This window comes from Shewanella sp. AC34-MNA-CIBAN-0136 (genome assembly GCF_040309945.1).
Taxonomy (GTDB): Bacteria; Pseudomonadota; Gammaproteobacteria; order Enterobacterales; family Shewanellaceae; genus Shewanella.
This window is the reverse complement of record NZ_JBEOPJ010000002.1, coordinates 367,214-384,958: the sequence shown is the minus strand read 5'-3', so window position 1 is coordinate 384,958 and position 17,745 is coordinate 367,214. Positions and strand designations below refer to the sequence as shown.

Annotated in this window: 19 protein-coding genes; 7 read left to right on the top strand and 12 right to left on the bottom strand. The window is 41.2% G+C overall.

What is annotated here, in order from left to right; translation table 11 throughout:
• From AAEY94_RS03385 to hemC, 5 genes are all read right to left on the bottom strand, one after another.
• The coding region (locus AAEY94_RS03385; protein WP_350977242.1) for a retention module-containing protein at nt 1–938 on the bottom strand (938 nt) is incomplete at its 3' end.
• Nucleotides 939–1,314: 376 nt separating this feature from the next.
• Nucleotides 1,315–2,484, bottom strand: a complete 1,170-nt coding sequence (locus AAEY94_RS03380; RefSeq protein WP_350977240.1) for a heme biosynthesis HemY N-terminal domain-containing protein — start codon at nt 2,482–2,484, stop codon at nt 1,315–1,317.
• Entirely contained in the window at nt 2,481–3,731 is a 1,251-nt protein-coding gene (locus AAEY94_RS03375; protein ID WP_350977238.1) for a uroporphyrinogen-III C-methyltransferase, read from the bottom strand. Before AAEY94_RS03375 ends, AAEY94_RS03380 begins: the two co-directional genes overlap by 4 nt.
• 85 nt (nt 3,732–3,816) lie before the next feature.
• The gene (locus AAEY94_RS03370; RefSeq protein ID WP_350977235.1) at nt 3,817–4,536 is read right to left on the bottom strand and encodes a uroporphyrinogen-III synthase; all 720 of its coding nucleotides are present in this window, start codon (nt 4,534–4,536) and stop codon (nt 3,817–3,819) included.
• Nucleotides 4,537–4,561: 25 nt separating this feature from the next.
• Nucleotides 4,562–5,491: a hydroxymethylbilane synthase gene (gene hemC, locus AAEY94_RS03365; RefSeq protein ID WP_162022194.1), complete on the bottom strand. Its 930-nt coding sequence runs from the start codon at nt 5,489–5,491 to the stop codon at nt 4,562–4,564.
• Between the two features lie 272 nt (nt 5,492–5,763).
• Here hemC and AAEY94_RS03360 point away from each other — a divergent pair, with 272 nt between their 5' ends.
• Nucleotides 5,764–8,223: a class I adenylate cyclase gene (locus AAEY94_RS03360; RefSeq protein ID WP_350977233.1), complete on the top strand. Its 2,460-nt coding sequence runs from the start codon at nt 5,764–5,766 to the stop codon at nt 8,221–8,223.
• Nucleotides 8,224–8,293: 70 nt separating this feature from the next.
• Here AAEY94_RS03360 and cyaY read toward each other — a convergent pair whose 3' ends face one another.
• Nucleotides 8,294–8,629 carry an iron donor protein CyaY gene (cyaY, locus tag AAEY94_RS03355; RefSeq protein ID WP_101086282.1) on the bottom strand — a complete coding sequence of 112 codons (336 nt, stop codon included), beginning with the start codon at nt 8,627–8,629 and terminating at the stop codon, nt 8,294–8,296.
• Between the two features lie 67 nt (nt 8,630–8,696).
• On the opposite strand from cyaY, the gene lptM reads away from it, so the two are divergent.
• The 6 genes from lptM (at nt 8,697) to AAEY94_RS03325 (ending at nt 13,536) form a co-directional block, all read left to right on the top strand.
• The gene (gene lptM, locus AAEY94_RS03350) at nt 8,697–8,891 is read left to right on the top strand and encodes an LPS translocon maturation chaperone LptM (RefSeq protein WP_101086281.1); all 195 of its coding nucleotides are present in this window, start codon (nt 8,697–8,699) and stop codon (nt 8,889–8,891) included.
• 20 nt (nt 8,892–8,911) lie between these two features.
• Entirely contained in the window at nt 8,912–10,156 is a 1,245-nt protein-coding gene (lysA, locus tag AAEY94_RS03345) for a diaminopimelate decarboxylase (RefSeq protein ID WP_101086280.1), read from the top strand.
• A 40-nt stretch (nt 10,157–10,196) separates the two neighbouring features.
• Nucleotides 10,197–11,024, top strand: coding sequence for a diaminopimelate epimerase (gene dapF, locus AAEY94_RS03340; RefSeq protein WP_350977228.1), 828 nt, complete (start codon nt 10,197–10,199; stop codon nt 11,022–11,024).
• Between the two features lie 110 nt (nt 11,025–11,134).
• The gene (locus tag AAEY94_RS03335) at nt 11,135–11,761 is read left to right on the top strand and encodes a DUF484 family protein (RefSeq protein WP_174839667.1); all 627 of its coding nucleotides are present in this window, start codon (nt 11,135–11,137) and stop codon (nt 11,759–11,761) included.
• A 135-nt stretch (nt 11,762–11,896) separates the two neighbouring features.
• Nucleotides 11,897–12,796, top strand: coding sequence for a tyrosine recombinase XerC (xerC, locus tag AAEY94_RS03330; RefSeq protein ID WP_162022197.1), 900 nt, complete (start codon nt 11,897–11,899; stop codon nt 12,794–12,796).
• A complete protein-coding gene (locus AAEY94_RS03325) occupies nt 12,796–13,536 on the top strand; it encodes an HAD-IA family hydrolase (protein ID WP_182744822.1) in 741 nt (246 codons plus the stop codon). Before xerC ends, AAEY94_RS03325 begins: the two co-directional genes overlap by 1 nt.
• On the opposite strand, the gene AAEY94_RS03320 is transcribed toward AAEY94_RS03325, so the two are convergent.
• The 6 genes from AAEY94_RS03320 to AAEY94_RS03295 all read right to left on the bottom strand — a co-directional run bounded on the left by AAEY94_RS03320 (nt 13,516) and on the right by AAEY94_RS03295 (nt 17,706).
• The gene (locus AAEY94_RS03320) at nt 13,516–14,031 is read right to left on the bottom strand and encodes an AlbA family DNA-binding domain-containing protein (protein WP_101086277.1); all 516 of its coding nucleotides are present in this window, start codon (nt 14,029–14,031) and stop codon (nt 13,516–13,518) included. The genes AAEY94_RS03325 and AAEY94_RS03320 overlap by 21 nt on opposite strands.
• A gap of 120 nt (nt 14,032–14,151) precedes the next feature.
• A complete protein-coding gene (locus tag AAEY94_RS03315) occupies nt 14,152–14,664 on the bottom strand; it encodes a hemerythrin domain-containing protein (RefSeq protein ID WP_350977223.1) in 513 nt (170 codons plus the stop codon).
• A 115-nt stretch (nt 14,665–14,779) separates the two neighbouring features.
• Nucleotides 14,780–16,063, bottom strand: a complete 1,284-nt coding sequence (locus tag AAEY94_RS03310; protein ID WP_350977220.1) for a Kelch repeat-containing protein — start codon at nt 16,061–16,063, stop codon at nt 14,780–14,782.
• 53 nt (nt 16,064–16,116) lie between these two features.
• A complete protein-coding gene (locus AAEY94_RS03305) occupies nt 16,117–16,440 on the bottom strand; it encodes a CC0125/CC1285 family lipoprotein (RefSeq protein ID WP_162022201.1) in 324 nt (107 codons plus the stop codon).
• A 34-nt stretch (nt 16,441–16,474) separates the two neighbouring features.
• Entirely contained in the window at nt 16,475–17,221 is a 747-nt protein-coding gene (locus tag AAEY94_RS03300) for an anti-sigma factor family protein (RefSeq protein WP_101086274.1), read from the bottom strand.
• Nucleotides 17,218–17,706, bottom strand: coding sequence for an RNA polymerase sigma factor (locus tag AAEY94_RS03295; RefSeq protein WP_101086273.1), 489 nt, complete (start codon nt 17,704–17,706; stop codon nt 17,218–17,220). The genes AAEY94_RS03300 and AAEY94_RS03295 overlap by 4 nt, the downstream gene beginning before the upstream one ends.
• Between the last annotated feature and the right edge of the window lie 39 nt (nt 17,707–17,745).

Below are 17,745 nucleotides of genomic sequence, written 5' to 3'. Positions count from 1 at the left end.
TAGGTTTGGCCGTCAACTTCAAATGTCACCACGCTTAAATCTGAATCAACATCACCGTCGTTATCTAATACGTTACCTGTTGCTACACTGTCTTCAGCAACAGTATTGGTGTCGTTGACCAAAAAGGACGCATCATCAACTGGGGTGATTTCAATAGTTAATGTAGCGGTAACACCAGTATTGGTGGTGTAAGTAATAACAGGAACTGTACCGTTCCAATTTTCATTCGGAGTGAAGGTATAAGAGCCATCTTCATTGATTATCAGTACACCGCCATCTAGTGTGACTTCAGTGCCGGCAGGATAGGTCTGGCCGTCAACTTCAAATGTCACGACGCTTAAATCTGTGTCGGCATCGGTGTCATTAGCTAACACATTGCCAGAAGCAACTTGATCTTCGCCGACTGTAATAGTGTCATTTAATAATACTGATGGGGAATCATTTTCAGTAAGAGCTTCTTCTTGAATGACTGCTGTTGGGGCAGCAGCTTGTCCGGTTGTGTCGTAGCCAGAATCCGCAAGTGTTTCGTCACCATCTCTTGTTACAGCAACATAACCAAAATCACCTTGGTTGGCCGTTGGGGTGCCAGCCGCGGTTTCTGGTAAATCTGCAGTTGGGTCTTCTCCAGACGCAATCAATGCCTGTAAAGCTTCGATTTCATCTAAAGCTTGTTGATCTGCTACTTGTTCAACAACGGTATCATCGATGTTATCGGCTAATGTATTAATCGATTCGTCATTAGGAATGTTAGCGCTATTAAAAATAGTGCCGTCATCAAACGTAATCACGAAACCAAGGTTATTACTGCTGGCAACTATTGCACCAGTCGGCACAACTTGACCGAGTTGTAGTTCCTTAGTTTCATTGTTAATCGTTATTGTTACTGAACCTTCCGAAGCAGAAAGTATTCCATTTTTTGACGTAGTCATTGATCCCATTTGAAGCTCCCAACAGCTTTAATACACTTATAATACCAATACATTAATATGCATAATATATGCTTAATTAAATACTAGTATTAACATTAAAATTAATTTAGACACAATATGTTAATAATATCATCCGCTGCTAAAGTAGTCAATTTTTTGACGTTGTACCAACGTTAAATATATTATTGAAAATAGAGTTATAAAATAGATAAATACCATAGAGCATAAACTGATACCACACGTTTCTCCGTCATAAAAAGTTCACAATTAAGGATTAGCTCTACCACCATTATATCGGCAGATATAACATAAAATGAACAAATTGATGACAAAAAAGCCTGCAAGATTGCAGGCTTTGGGTGTGTACAAAAATAATACTTATTGTTTACAGAATATTAGCTGCATTGCGATAGCTATGAGCCGCTGTCGAATTTTCGCCTAACTGTTCTTGTGCTTGGGCTAAAGCCAGCCATGATTGATGGGTTGGTGCTATGCGACATACATTTTGCCAATGAATTTTGGCTTGTTTAGTATCCCGACTCTGAATCGCTAGTCTTGCAAGGCACATTTGATAGTCAGCATCATTTTCATGAGTGGTTTCTAATTTACTGAGTAATTTACGTATATCTTGATCTTGAGCGGTAATTAAGTCAGGTATTGCTGTAAACAACGCTGCTGATGGCGAAGCATTGAGTTGTTTATTAATTAACTTTAGCGCTTGATCTTTATGACCATACTGAATAAGTCCATGAGCATAAGCTAATATAAGTTCATCCTCTTTACGTTCTGACTTATTTAACCAATGCCAACATTTAGTTAACTCAGCTTCAGATACTTTTGCTGCATTGATCATTAAAATACTGTTGGTCTTAGTATTTAATTGGTTGAACTCTGTTTCAGCTAATAATTGACGCTTTTTAAGAATTGGTAACAACAACTTCAATGCCTGCCAATCGTGTTGTTGTTGATATAATTCTTGTGCCAATTTAAGCACTGGGGAGCTACTTTTGCTTGTAGGGTTCAGCTTATCTAATATTGCACGGGCCTTAATCAGTTCACCTTGTTTCATTAAATAACGGGTACGCGAAGTATAAACCGCTGTTTTTGCAATTGGGTTTTTCTCCGCTTGAGTTAAATAATGATCGCGAGCTGTAATATTACCTTGATAGTGTGCCGCTCTAGCTGCTGCAAATAGATTTAATACCGGAATTTCACCTTTTTCAGCCCCTTTTGCCATGGCTTTTTCTGCTGCTGACCAATCTTCTTCTGCCAACGCTAAAGCGCCGATTAACGTATGTTTTTTAGCGGCTTTTCTTCGCCATTGCTCAGGAAGATATCGGCTACTTAATACGATATTTAATAACAAGATGATTAACCATTCGAGTAATTGCAGCGCAAAATAAAACACAATTAAGCCAACAACACCTGTCACTAAGCTGGTTTCTATCTGATAGTCACCCATCGCGATGTAAATGTAACCGCTTTGCCCAATAATGAGTGGACTAAGACACAGTCCAATTAAAATGAGAACAACATAAACTAGCGTCTTAATCATTGCGTAGGCTCCCCTGTAGGCATAATTTCACCATAGATAACCAGTTGCTGCAGTAGTGGCGATGCTTGAAATTTATTGAGGGTAATCTTCTCGATGTTAACTTTGGCAAGCTTATCTAAAGACGCAATCATTGTTTTGGTCTTTGGATCACTTAAGTCAAAATACTGTTGTAACCACTTGTCTGCTAATGAAATAGATTGTTGATAATTCAGTTGATCAAATCGGTACAATGCTAATTGTGCTTGCAATAATTTGTTGCGAATATTTTCGACCAAATACCATTGCTGCTCAGGTGATAATAGTGGTTCTAGATCAGTAGTCCGTTTACGGATAGTGATGAATCCATCAGTCAAATCGTGCCAAGTTCGGGCCAAATTCTGTTGCCAGTCATCAATTGAATCAGTTACTTGTTGAGTGCTTTTATTGTCAGCAAAATTTTCATCAACACGATTTAATGGTAATTGTGTTAAGCCATCAATAAGGGTATCTAAGTCAAAGATAGTATTGGTGATGTCAGTCGTTTTTAATGCTTTAACTTTGGTGATGTCATCTGCTAACGCTTTGCGTAATACTGTTAATGCAGGATCTTTCATCGCACTAATGCGTTCATCTGCCGATTGTAATAAACCAATAGCGGTTTGTGGATCGTTTTCTAACCACAGTTTTCTACCCGCCATGCGTACAAGGTATTCAGCTTCTGATGCCATCCAATGGTTAGGGCTGCGCTGTGCAATCACCGCAACACGCTCTTGCAATTGTTTATTCGACTGCTGCAGTTGGGCTAATTTCGCATAAGCTTTGGTATCATTCAGTTGTTGTTGCTCTAACGTGCCAATGCGTTTATTCGTTGCCATTGCCGTTTGCTGTAATTCATATTTTAACGATTTATTTTGGGTTACTTGCTCAGAGATATTTTGCCCTAACTGAGTTTGGCCATTACTTTGTTGATCAAGTTGCAAATACAGCCAATAACAAGCTGCAATAGCCACTATTGCTACGAGTAAACTGAACAGTACTCCAAGACGGATCCACCAAGAACTAGGTTTCGCTTTGCGTCGACTATTATTTACAGGTGAATTAGCAGAGGAGTTTGCCTGGTTATTATTGGTTTTGCTGTCAGCAGGTTTTTGGCTGGTTGCATTGCCTTTTTTGGTCTGTGTCGGCTTTTCTACAGGAGTTGGTGCAGGAGAAATAACTTTCTCATCCTTGTGAGCTGGCGAGTTTGGATCTTTTTTATTGTTTTCCATGAACAGTCCTTGAAAGCAAAAATACAACCAATAAAAGCAATATTAATAAATGCGTGTCGATGCAAGATAACAATACAATAACAAATTATAACGCAAGACTCGCTAGTATAGCTTGAGTATTTGCTCCATTTGCATTGGTAATGTGGCTTAAGCCCATTGCTTTTGCTTGTAATTCGACTCGATTACTGGGGACTATAATATGACATGCACGTAGCCATGCAAATAATTCTTTTGGTACAAGCTCAACTAAGTTGGATAATATTTCACCGCTGGTGACAACGATGGTGTCAATTCCAAACGATTCCCACTGCTGAGTTATCGCTTTAGCGTCAAGTTTTGGTATGGCTCGTTGATAGACTTGCCAATAGTTAACATTGGCGCCTCGCAGTCGTAACTGCTCCGCAAGTGTTTCTCGTCCGCCTAAACCCCGAACAATGATAAATGATTGTTTATCGACATTCTGTAATTGAGCTAGCGATAATAAACCTTCACTATCTTGATTGTCTTCAGGTGAGGTAAAAGCATTGATATTGTATTGAGCTAGGCTATCTGCCGTAGCTTGACCTACTGCAAAATAACGACAATGAGTCGGAAATTGTTGTTGTAATTTTTGCGCAGCAAAGTCCACTGAATTAGTGCTAATAAATAGTAAGTTGTCAGTGTTATTTAAGTGGATAAGATCGAGTTGTTCTGTGGTTTCTACAACCGATAATAGCGGAGTAACAAGATAAGCAACGTCTCGCAGCGAGAGTTGCTCTTCCATTGCTTGATTGCGCCCTTGTGGGCGCGTTAACAAGACTTTCATGGTCTGTTATCTTGATGACACAAGATTAACTGGCATACACGGCATCTAAAATAGTTTTAGCACCGCGACTCAGTAAATCCTCTGCAAGTGACTCCCCAAGTGCAACCGCATCGGTTTTAGAGCCGGAGACAGTACCTACAATTATTTGGCTGCCATCAGGATTACCAACTAAACCTCGTAGAGTTAAGTTATCACCGTTTATTTCAGCAAAAGCACCGATAGGGACTTGGCATCCGCCTTCTAAACGAGTATTCATTGCTCGCTCAGCAAGTACTCTATAACGGGTTTCCAAATGTTCAAGTGGTGCTAATAACGTTTTAACGCGCACATCATCAGTACGGCACTCAATTCCTACGGCACCTTGGCCATTAGCAGGCAGTGATTCTTCGGCAGAAATAAAGTTAGCGATACGTTCCTTTAGCTTTAAACGAATTAATCCGGCGGCTGCTAGAATAATTGCATCATAATCACCGCTGTCTAGCTTGGCTAAACGGGTACCGACATTTCCGCGTAAATCTTTGATAACTAAATCAGGACGAGCAGCTCTAATTTGGCACTGACGGCGTAAACTGGATGTACCTACCACCGCGCCTTGTGGCAATTCGCTGATAGATTTATAACTGTTAGACACAAATGCATCACGCGGGTCTTCACGTTCACATATAACTTGTAAACCTAAACCTTCTGGAAACTCTACCGGTAAGTCTTTCATGGAGTGCACTGCAATATCGGCACGATTTTCAAGCATGGCAACTTCCAGCTCTTTAACAAACAGGCCTTTGCCACCGATTTTAGCTAAAGGAGTATCTAAAATGACATCACCTTTAGTACTCATTGGTAATAACTCAACGGTTAGTCCAGGGTGAATACGCTCAAGCTCAGCTTTAACAAATTCAGCTTGCCACATTGCAAGTGGACTTTTACGTGTTGCGATACGAATTATATTTTCAGACATGGTAGTAGATCCATCAGATAGCCTCATTAAGGTAATGCTATCATCGCTCAAGCTTTGATGTAACAAATCGATGGTAATTGTTTGAAGTGTGTAGGGCTTATTTTTGATTACTATTGTTTGTTAGTGACGAGTTAAACAAAAACAAATGTTGCGACGATCACTATTTAAGCAAAAGTGTGATCTTGATTGGCAATAATGGCCATTAACGGTTAGTCTTTTATAATGAGTAGTTACCAGATAGTTGCATTAGAGAAAGAAAAAGGAAGTCAGCCTTGACCGATAAAACGGCACATTATCAAAAGGATTTAGCTGAAAAACTAAATTGCACCAGATTAGCTCGAGCACTTAATGTACTTACTAATTTGCAGCAACATTTATTTCATCTTATTCCCTTCCTAATACACCATAATCAAATTGATGTTCCCGGTATTATTGATCCTGACACACCGTGTGGTGTCCACGGTTTTATCTTATCAGATGCGATAATTTCAGCATGTGATTTCTTATCTTTATCTATTCCTGAGACAAACCAGCCAAGTGATTGTGTTTTTGAAGGCGTATATGCCATGGGAAGCACCGCTAGTTTTGGGCAGAACCCACAAAGTGATGTCGATATATGGCTGGTTTACAATAGTCAATTGACTCAAGAGCAGCTTAAATTAATTGAATATAAGAATAAACTCATCAGTGACTGGTTTGCAGGTTTTGAGTTTGAAGTGAACTTTTATCTGGTGCATCCGATGCAATTTAGAGAATGCAGCGCATTTGATAATTGTCAGCCAGTAGGATTAGAGCATAGTGGCAGTAGTCAGCACTGGCTATTATTAGAAGAGTTTTACCGTTCTCACATTCGACTCACAGGTAAAGTTGTTGCTTGGTGGCCCGATGCCGACAGTCAAAATACAGAGTCTGATGTCAATTTACTTTATCTTGGCGATATCAATTCTTTGCCAGCGGCAGAATATTTTGGCGCTTCATTATGGCAACTGTATAAGGGGCTAAATAAGCCTCATAAAGCATTATTAAAAGTGTTGTTGCTGGAAACTTATGCCTCGGAATACCCCCATACAACACTGATTACCCAACAACTTTGGCAATATTGTGAACAACAAGATTTTAGTGTTGATAACGATGCTTACTTACTGCTTTATCAGCGTATTGAAGCCTACTTGATTGCTCAAGGTGATGACAATCGTTTAGAAATTGTCAGGCGTTGTTTTTACTTAAAATCGGGTGTCACGTTATCGCGTTTATCACCTCATGGTGCAGCGGACTGGCGGGTAGAAAAAATTAGCTCTTTGGTTAAGCAGTGGACATGGAGTCATGAGTTGGTGGCCACATTGGATAATAGCCCTCATTGGCATGCAGGTCAGTTAAAATGGTTCAATCAGCAACTTAGTGAACTGTTATTAGTCAGTTATAAGAATCTATTAAAATTTGCTTCAAAACAAACGCTAAGCGAACGTATGCGGGTTGAAGAATTAGGCTTGTTGGCGCGTAAATTACACACTTATTTTAGTGAGGATGAACATTTATTACAACCTCTGAACCGCTTGTGGAGTTTATCGACTGCTGAAAAATCGTTGACTATCTTTCATTGCAAGCAAGCATCACGTTTTTATTTATATCGTCAAGCTTATATTGAACAGGATCCGTCTCAAGCTGTTGTGCACAATCAAGGAAATGAGTTCGATAATCATCCTATTCACGATGCGGATAATATATGCAGTTTAGTTGCCTGGTCAGTGTTGAATGGACTCGCAACGGTAGAGACTAAATGGTTTCAAGTTGGACGAGGTAAAAGACGGACTGATAAATTAAGTTACCTAACGCGTAAACTTATCCCTGTTATGCACAATGTACCAACGGTCTATAAGCGTGATTTATGCGAACCATGGTGCTATAAAAAAATTGTGTTGATTACCAATATGGATAAAGATCCGACCACTCAATTGAATGAACAAGAACTGATGTTGGAACATGTTAATGCCAATATTCTATCCTTCGGCCAGACAAAAATCAGTATGTTGTCATCGGTGGCGGTTGTTTGTTTAAACAGTTGGGGTGAGTGGCAGAGTCATCGTTTTAATGGGAAAACCGCATTGCTTGAAGCGATTTCATTTATTATTTTGGGACTAAAACGTTCAAATGAGCAAGTTGATTTATCAATTATTAGCTGCTCGGCAAAATTAAAACAACCGATTTTTAATCAACTGAAAACCTTACTGTTACGTTGTTATGGTTTAATGAAAAAGGTCAATCAGACAAATACATTGATGCATCCGATAACGATAGGCGATCAACATTATAGTATGCATTTCAATTCATTAGGTATGATGTATCGTAAAATTGATTCCACAACAGGTACAGAAAATCTTAATTCGTCTGTGTTGCCGTATGCTGATTTAGCTGACCATTCCCATTTGAATGCGCCATCGGTGATCCAAAAGTTCATCGCCATGGGGGCGAAGCAGTATTTTTTACGCGAACGTCTTCAAACGCTCGATGTGTTCATTGCAGACGAGCATAATCAGCTTGAGCATTTACAATACCAACACACTAGTATTAATGATTTTGTTGCCAAAGAAAGTCATTTGTATGTATTCGACGAGCAAAAGCAACGATCCCCTGTGTTTAATATGCCGCAGTTTTTTCAGCTTGTGGATATTGAAGGCAAGTTAACGGTAATACCTTTTGGTTTGTCAGTAGATGAGATGGGCTCAGCATTTTAAGCAAAAGCCCAATCTCAATGACAATTAAATGACTCACTTAGTGCTATCACACACTAAGTTCTTACGAGGTTTATGCGTTTATCTCGAGCAAAATGCCACTTTGTTTATTGATGGCATCAATCACAAAAGACATAAATTCCAAGCCATTACGGGTATCTAACCATTTACCATCTTTGTAATTAAAGTGATAACCACCTGATTTTGTCGCCAGCCAAATTTCATGAAGAGGCTCTTGTTTATTGATGACGATTTGCGAACTGTCTTCAAAAGCCAGCTGTAAAACATTGCCACTGGCGTTGATATCAACATCGGCATCTTGCTCGTCAATCGCTTTTTCTACCGCGTTCTCTATTTCGCCAAACATTTCATCGGCTAATCGATGAAACTCAGTATCTGTAATAGCCATGTATTTCTATCCTTTGCTTTATGCGTTATGAATGCGATTATAAGACCATTATTCACTAGATGCACAGATGTTGAAAAAAATGAGACTGCTTTTATTTATTATGCTTGCTAGCCTATTCGTAACCGCATGTGGTCAAAAAGGCGTTTTATACAAAACTCCCGAGCCGGTGGCCAATAAAGTCGCCCCAAAACCTGCTAGCACTGATGTGCTAAAGCAAACTGAGGAACTCGACTCTCAACCTTCAACTTCACAACAAGAATAGCATTTATAAGGGACCGCATTTTGGATTACTTTTCATATCAAAATAATTCACTATTCGCAGAAGACTGCGATGTAGCAAAACTGGCCAACACTCACGGTACGCCGTTGTACATTTATTCTCGTGCCACATTAGAGCGCCATTGGCATGCTTTTAATAATGCCGTTGCTGACCATCCGCATCTTATTTGTTATGCAGTGAAGGCGAATTCAAACCTTGCGGTATTAAATGTATTGGCTCGCTTAGGCAGTGGTTTTGATATTGTCTCTGGCGGTGAACTCTCGCGTGTGCTGCAAGCTGGCGGCGATCCTAAAAAAGTGGTTTTCTCTGGTGTGGGTAAAACCGTTGCCGAAATGGAGCAAGCTCTGAATATTGGCATTTACTGTTTTAATGTCGAGTCGAGTGCCGAACTTGAACAACTTAATGACGTCGCGAGGCGCTTGGGTAAAGTGGCACCAGTTTCATTGCGGATTAATCCAGATGTTGATGCCGGTACGCATCCATATATTTCAACAGGTCTTAAAGAAAATAAATTTGGCATTGCCATGGAAGAAGCCGAAGTGGTGTTTGCCCGTGCAGCAGAATTAACCCATTTACATGTTAAAGGTGTGGATTGCCATATTGGTTCACAGCTCACCGAAATAAAGCCATTTTTAGATGCTATGGACCGCATGCTTGCATTGATCGATCGCTTAGGCGAGTTAGGCATTCAAATTGAACATTTTGATGTGGGTGGCGGCTTAGGGGTAACATATAACAATGAAACTCCGCCACATCCAGACGTATATGCTGCAGCATTACTTGATCGCTTAAATGGCCGTAAATTGAAGTTAATTTTTGAACCAGGTCGTGCCATTGCTGCCAATGCAGGGATTTTCGTCACTCAAGTGCTTTATCTGAAAGAAAATAGTGATAAGCGTTTTGCCATTGTTGATGGTGCAATGAATGATCTTATTCGCCCATCGCTGTATAGCGCATGGCAAAATATTATTCCGGTACAACAAAATGACGCGCCAACCTTTGCTTATGATATTGTAGGTCCAGTATGCGAAACGGGTGACTTTCTGGGTAAAGACAGACAGTTAGCGGTTAAATCAGGCGACTTATTAGCGATACGCTCAAGTGGCGCTTACGGTTTTGCGATGGCCTCAAATTATAATTCTCGCCCAAGAGTGGCTGAAATTATGGTTGATGGTGGTAATGATTTTGTTGTTCGTCAGCGTGAAACGCTAGAGCAACTTTGGCAAGGCGAACATTTATTGCCATAGGCAGTAAGCTAGCGGCATAACGTTTTATAAGGAAACTTTTGTGATCCATTTCACTAAGATGCACGGACTGGGTAATGACTTTATGGTCGTTGATGGCGTAACACAAAATGTGTTTTTTTCGCCTGAACAAATTCGCCGTCTTGCCGATCGGAATTTTGGGATTGGTTTTGATCAACTTTTGTTGGTTGAACCGCCTTATGATCCAGATTTAGATTTCCATTATCGTATTTTTAATGCCGATGGCAGTGAAGTTGAACAGTGTGGCAATGGTGCTCGCTGTTTTGCTCGTTTTGTTCGCAATAAAGGTTTAACGCAAAAGAATAAAATTCGCGTGAGCACTAATTCGGGTAAAATAACTTTACGCATTGAGCGCGATGGTAACGTGACCGTTAATATGGGCATTCCCGTTATCGAGCCAAGCCAAATTCCATTTAAAGCTAAAAAAAGCGAAAAAACCTATTTATTGCAAACGCCGATGCAAACTTATTTATGCGGTGCAATTTCAATGGGTAATCCACATTGTGTGATTGAAGTGGAAGACGTACAAGCCGTTAACGTAGATGAAATTGGCAGTAGCTTGACTCGTCATGAGCGCTTTCCTAAAGGCGTGAATGTTGGCTTTATGCAAGTGATTAATCCTGGGCACATTAAGTTACGTGTGTATGAGCGCGGCGCCGCAGAAACCTTAGCATGCGGTACAGGTGCATGTGCCGCGGCAGCGGTTGGGCAATTGCAAGATAAGCTCGATAAACAGGTGAGAGTCGATTTACCAGGTGGCAGCTTAATCATAAATTGGGAAGGCGAGGGTAAGCCGTTATGGATGACCGGACCGGCAGAACATGTATATGATGGACAAATACAACTATGAGTGACATTAACTCAAAAGCCAGTGTGACTAATGTGGCCGCTGACAATACGGTTAGCAGCGAACAAGCAAAAGATATTAATTCAATTGGACAAGATCTTGGCATCGACATGATGGCTAGCTTACAACAAGCTCCGTTTGATGAAATGTTGATCCGCGAATACTTATTGGATAATCCTGACTTTTTTAATCGTTATCCTGAGTTATTAGTGGCAATGCGTGTACCGCATGCGGAACGTGGCGCGGTATCATTAGTTGAACGTCGACAAGAATTGTTGCGTCAACGTGTTAGCCAGCTAGAAGAAGAAATTACCTCGTTAATGAATATCGCCACTCATAATGAGAGAATATTCAAATATAATACTGAGTTGTCGTTTAAAATGCTTGCGAGCCAAGATTTGGGTGAGCTGCGTTTAGTGTTGTCAGAAGGATTAAAAAACGAGTTTGGCTTTAGTCATGTCAGATTAATTACTGTGCACGATATCGACAGCGAATTAGCTAAAATTTGGCGTCATCGGGTTCAAAGCGGTTATTATTTTGGCCGGTTAACTCAATCAGAATCTAAACGTTTGTTTGGTAGTGAAGTTGGTTCTGTGGCATTAACTAAATTATCTGATGAAAATGGCCAAGTGATATTTGCTATAGCCAGTAAAGACCCAACGCATTTCCATCCTGATATGGACTCATTGTTATTCAGTCAGTTGCGTCGTTTATTAGATCATATGTTGCCGAAAATGTAATCGTTAAGCTAAGAGTATTGTTGAGAATACACGGATTACTTCAATCGTTTGTAACTGTTTTAAACGAGTATTCTTGAGCGATGAAATAGGCTCAAATGACGACGGTCTTAGTCGTTACAATCTGGGAGTATCTTGATGAAGCCAACTGACTGGCAAGCGATATTTAGCCAACATTTGTCTTCAGAAAGACAGCTCTCTGCTTATACCGTACGCAACTACCTGTTTGAATTACGTCGTGTCGAAGACATGTTAGCTGAATCAACGCAGCTGATTGACGTTAGCCGTGATCAGCTGCAAGCAGTACTGGCTACATTACACCGTAAAGGGCTGAGTCCCCGTTCATTATCTTTGTGTTTATCTGCCTTAAAACAATTTTTTGATTTTTTGCTGCGCGAAGATGCTGTCACCGTAAACCCGGCACAGACGTTAAGCGCACCTAAACAAAATAAACCCTTACCGAAAAATATGGATGTGGATGCTGTCAGCCATTTATTGTCCATAGAAGGTGATGATCCTTTGAGCTTGCGTGATAAAGCCATTATGGAATTATTTTATTCAAGTGGTTTACGTTTAGCGGAGTTAGCCAGCTTAGATTGCGTTGACATTAAGTTTGATCAAAGCGAAGTTAAAGTGATGGGTAAGGGCAGTAAACAGCGTGTTGTGCCCATTGGCCAAGTGGCATTAACCGCGATCAAAACGTGGTTGGATTGCCGTAACCAGTTACCTTGTGCAGAAGCTGGGGATGCGTTATTTGTTAGCAGCCAAGGTAAACGATTGTCACATCGCAGTATTCAAGCGCGTATGGCTAAGTGGGGCCAAGAACAGGCTATGGCGGTAAAAGTTCACCCACATAAGTTGCGTCATTCGTTTGCAACCCATATGCTTGAATCAAGCCAAGATTTACGTGCAGTACAAGAATTACTTGGTCATGCGAACTTATCGACTACACAAATTTACACCAGTTTAGATTTTCAACACCTTGCTAAAGTGTACGATAACGCGCATCCAAGAGCGAAAAAAGACAGGGGGAAATAATGACTTTGCAATTGCCTAAAGCTTCGATGATCCAATATCAGCGCCTACAACCTTTTAGCGCGATTAGTTTTGATTTAGACGATACACTTTACAATAATCTTCCTTATGTAATACATGCCAGTGAGCAGCTGTTCTCGTTAATTAATCAAGCCTATCCTGCCACCACTGCATGGGATACCGCTCAATGGCAGCAACTCAAACATGCACTGTTCAAACTACATCCAGAGTTAGCTCATGATACCAGTGCAGCACGCTATGCCATGTTGCACCAAGGTCTTTTGCACTTTGGTTATAGTGAGACTGAAGCCAGCCAAGGTGCACAAGATGGCATGACATGCTTTCATCATCATCGCAGTGATTTTACTATTGATGATAACGTGCTGGGATTACTAGAACGCCTAAGCCAACGGTACCCACTAATCGGCATCACTAATGGTAATGTCGACACCCAGCGCATTGGGTTAGGTAAGGTGATGCAGTTTGTGCTACATCCTGGCCATGGGGTTAAAATGAAACCTGCCGCCGACATGTTTAGCCTTGCTTGTCGTCAATTAGATATTAAGCCGTCGGCGTTATTGCATGTGGGCGATCATCCGTTGTCTGACATTGCTGGAGCTAAAATGGCGGGGTGTCAAAGTGTGTGGCTAAACCCCTGTATGCAGCAACGGCATAAAAAGGCGCAACCGGTATTACCGCATATCGAGATTAACCAATTGGATTTACTGCTTCAGTTGCTTTAGCTTGAGATCGATTCCGGCTTTTAGGCTCATTTGTTCAACTTGCTCACGGCTAGCATGCATATCGGCATCGCCAACTCGAAAATAGGTACCACTGTAAGGATCGGTGCCAACATAAATAGGTCGGAGTTTTACGTCGACGCAGGGCACATGAATTCTGATCAGCTTTTTAGCCATAATTTCGATTATTTGTACGTCGGTAGGCGCTAAAATATTGTGACTGATTTTTTTCGGGTCATGTAAAATGGCCCAAATTTCACTGAGCATTGGCATCGGATTAATAATGCCCTCAATCGTAAACTCACCTTGCTGTTCTTTTACCCCTAAAATAATTTCCCCGCCTAAGGTGTTGGCAAAAGCACTATAGCTTTCCCACATGCCTTCGGGCAACATTCCATTACCATCTCTTCCACCTGCTAACTTAAATTCAACTTGGGCAGATTCATGTAAGTTTGCTATGTCGTCTAGGGCAAAGGTTGGGTAATGATGAGGTGACATTTAGGCTCCATATTGAAGTACGGTAAACTCATTATGTACTGTATGAAGTTTCGCAAAAAAAAGGAAGCAAATCCGTAAGGATGATCTCGAAGTTGCTTCAAAATGGGGAACCTAGGAGGATTATAGTGCTAAAGCTTTTGGGAATAATAAAGTGTTTTCAATCTCTATATGGATTTGCAAATCGGCATCAAATTCAGCCAAGGTGCGATAACACGCTTGCCACGTATGGCAAACACCTGCAGGTGGCTTGTAGTTATTGGTTAAGTTTCGAATGGTTTGCAACATGTGGTCTGCGTTATCGTGTTCATGCAACATCATGTTGATAGGATTACTAATATGACCAAAGCATCCATCAACCGTTTTGCCTAAGCTGAGCGATTTAATCGCCGGAAATAAAATGCGTTCTTCTTTCATTAAGTGCGGTATTAATTCGGCAATTAACTCATTAACCGCATGTGCCAGAGGCTTTATCTCGCTGTGATCATCACCGTGTGCGCGAACCATTTTATCTGTGTATTCCACTAATAATGGGGCGGTTTCACGAATGTATTGATGATGAGTCGCTTCAATATGATCTATCAAATCAATTAATGATAAGTGCTGTAATGCGGGTGCTGCTTGTTCGGTTAACATGGCAATTCCAAAGGTGCACATAATTTACATGTATTTTATGTGCATCTTTAACAATGCTCAATTTATTCACCACTAATCTGTTAGCTAACTCACACATTAATCGAAAATTGATACGTTATTGAGTACAAGACTCGCCTTGCGCCAAAGTGCTTAGCAGTACTTTTGAACTGACTTTTTGTTGCTGTAGCATACCGCCGACTCTTAATAAGCTATCTTGCCAACACACTAACCCACGGTGATCCATGCTTGGCTGCGATAGTGTCTGCGGTGCGAGCCACTGCTTGGTAGCCAAGTCGAATCGATAACCATAGGAGTTTGGTTCGCTAGGTTCACCGTTATAACCAATACCTGAATAGTTATACGGATTATCACTTCCGCCTAAAAATACAATTTGGCCACCAGTTGCTGTTTTAATCCCGGTAGCAGCCATGCGGTAATGAGCCGTAGCAGTTGCAGCTGTGTTTGATTTGGCAGTGTTTGCTATTGCTTGGTTTACGTTTGATTCAGTTATTGTAGATTTACTTACGTTGATATTAGCCGCGACAGAGTAATGCGGCAGTAATTGCCAATCAATTCGCAAATGGTTATCTGGATTGACCTCACCATACAAACACACGGGTGATGCTTGGTAACTGCGGCGCGCGTTCATATTAGCTTGTACTTTTACGCCGTCGCATAACACCAGCTGATTACCTACCATTCCTACTGCTTGACCAAATACAGCCGGTGCTGGTATTGGGCTCGCTTGAGCCCAAGTGTTGGTCTGGGTGTCATACACTTGGACTAAATTGACGTTGCCGTCGTTGTGCCAGCCGCCAAATAAATAGATGTAACGCTGTTGATATGCTACTGCAGTGGTGTCATCAACAGCCACTGGCATGTCGGCAATACGAGTATATTGATTGGTCTTAATCGAGTATTGGTAATTATCAATTGTGCTAATTTCGTCATGATTGTCGGCCACGGTATAACCGCCAAACACATACGCCTTATCGTTAATGCCAATCGCAATCGATGCCAGCCTGCCCGCTAAAGGCGCAATATGAGGTACCGGCTTAATAGTTTGCCATTGGGCATTAGGGGTGTTTAAATTTAATGCCCATGCCTTGTTATGTACAGCTTGATAATCTTTAGCTTTACCTAGCCCCATAAAGCTCAACAAGTAAGTGTGTTTATCGCTTTGCACCAACGCTATTGCGTTGTTGGTTACCGCTTGTGGCAATGGTGTTATATCGGTTGCTGCTGCATAAGCTGGTGTAGCAACAACTATTAATCCTATCAATGATCCTGCTAACCTACCCAATGTTGAGTTAATCATAGCGATATTGTGGTTAGTCGATTTTGGTCGTTTAACGGAGATACGAATGCGCAAAGAGAGTTGCTCGATTAGGCGAGACATTGTGTGTGAAATCCTTTATGTGCTTTATGGATAGCAATAGAGTGTAAACCAATTTATGGTTTTACTCCTGTGCCCATGCGTATTTCGATGACCTTTTCAACGCGCGATGGCGTGGTTATTAGCCCGCTTTGTTCGACAATAATAAACCAATCGTAACCTTGTTGCTCAGTTAACATTGATGCTTGTGTTAATGCGTAAGCATCGATATTGGTTTTATTTTTACTGATAATATTGAGCATAAAATAATTGTCAGTTATTTTATGCTCAATATAGCGATAGCCATCTGCTTGAGTATATTTGACTCTAGGTGTTGTATTTACACAACCGCCCACTAGCGTAACGAGTAATACCGCGACAATGGCGCCAAGTTTATACATGTCCATAACCTTTTAGGTAAAAATTCATAGCGAATTAGTCTGTTAACTCGCTAAGTATTTGCTGTTCTTGTGCTGTTGTTAATGGCGCGCCAACCATAATATTGTCGAGTAAGCTATCAAGTGCAGAACCGCCGCTAGCCGTTTGGTATTCAGCTTGCTGATCTTGGCTAATAGTATATTCAATATTAGCGACTTGTTGCCATTGCTCCTGCTGCTGACAGGCAATATTTTCGCTACGCAGGCTTAGGTCTTGCAAACCATACTGGCGACAAAAATCTCCCTGTTGATTATAAAAACTGAGTTGAATAGACATGATGCTGTCATCATCTAACAATGCAATAACACCGCTTGGCAAATGCGTTAGTTGTTCTGTTATGGTTGGGTCTATGCCTGCCGTTGTGGTATTGGTCTGTAGTGGCGTGTCTAGTTGATACACGCCATAACCCGCTATTAGCGCGATAACCGCAACTGCTGCAGCATATTGTTGCACCTGTTGCTGTGCTTTGCGCCACCAAGGAAAGGCTACAATGTTACTCTCTGTAGCGCTAGGCTCTTCAAACGGTGCACTAGGCGTTTCAAGTAGTGTGCTAATGGCTTTTGGAACGGGCTGTTGGTCAATGGCTTGATAGAATGTTTGTACCATAGGATCAACCATTGCCAGTTCTGCTAAACGTTCGGCAACCGCTTCATTATCGGCAATCGCTTGCCTGACTTGCTCCATGTCTTGCTCTGGTAATTCTGCATCTAAAAAGGCTGATAAGGTTTCATCGCTGAGGTTCATGCCATGCTCCCGTTAGGTTGTTTAAAAAAGCTGACCATGTTGGATCGAGCTCTTGCTAAGCGGCTCATGATTGTTCCTGTTGGAATGGCGAGTATCTCAGCCGCTTCACTGTAGCTCATGCCTTGTACAGCAATTAACGATAATACTTCACGCTGATCATCAGACAAATTGTTCATCGCGCTATTCACCTCACCTAAGGTGATATCGTTAATGATGTCCGCTTCACCGTCGGTGTAATTTTCTGCCTGCAGTTCTGGTTTACTGGTGGCTAAGGTGCGTACTTTTTGTGAGCGATAATCATCAATCCATTGATTTCGACATATCTTAAAGGCCCATTTCGCTAACAGAACATCTTCCGGTGGCGGCGATTTAAGTATCCGTAATAAGGTATTTTGCACCAAGTCATCGGCATCATGCATTGAGCCCGTTAATGAGTAGGCAAAGCGTCTTAATGCTGGTAGCAGTAGGATTAATTCGGGTTTCATATTTAGGGTATACTCCTCTTTACCCTGATAACGGTTCAA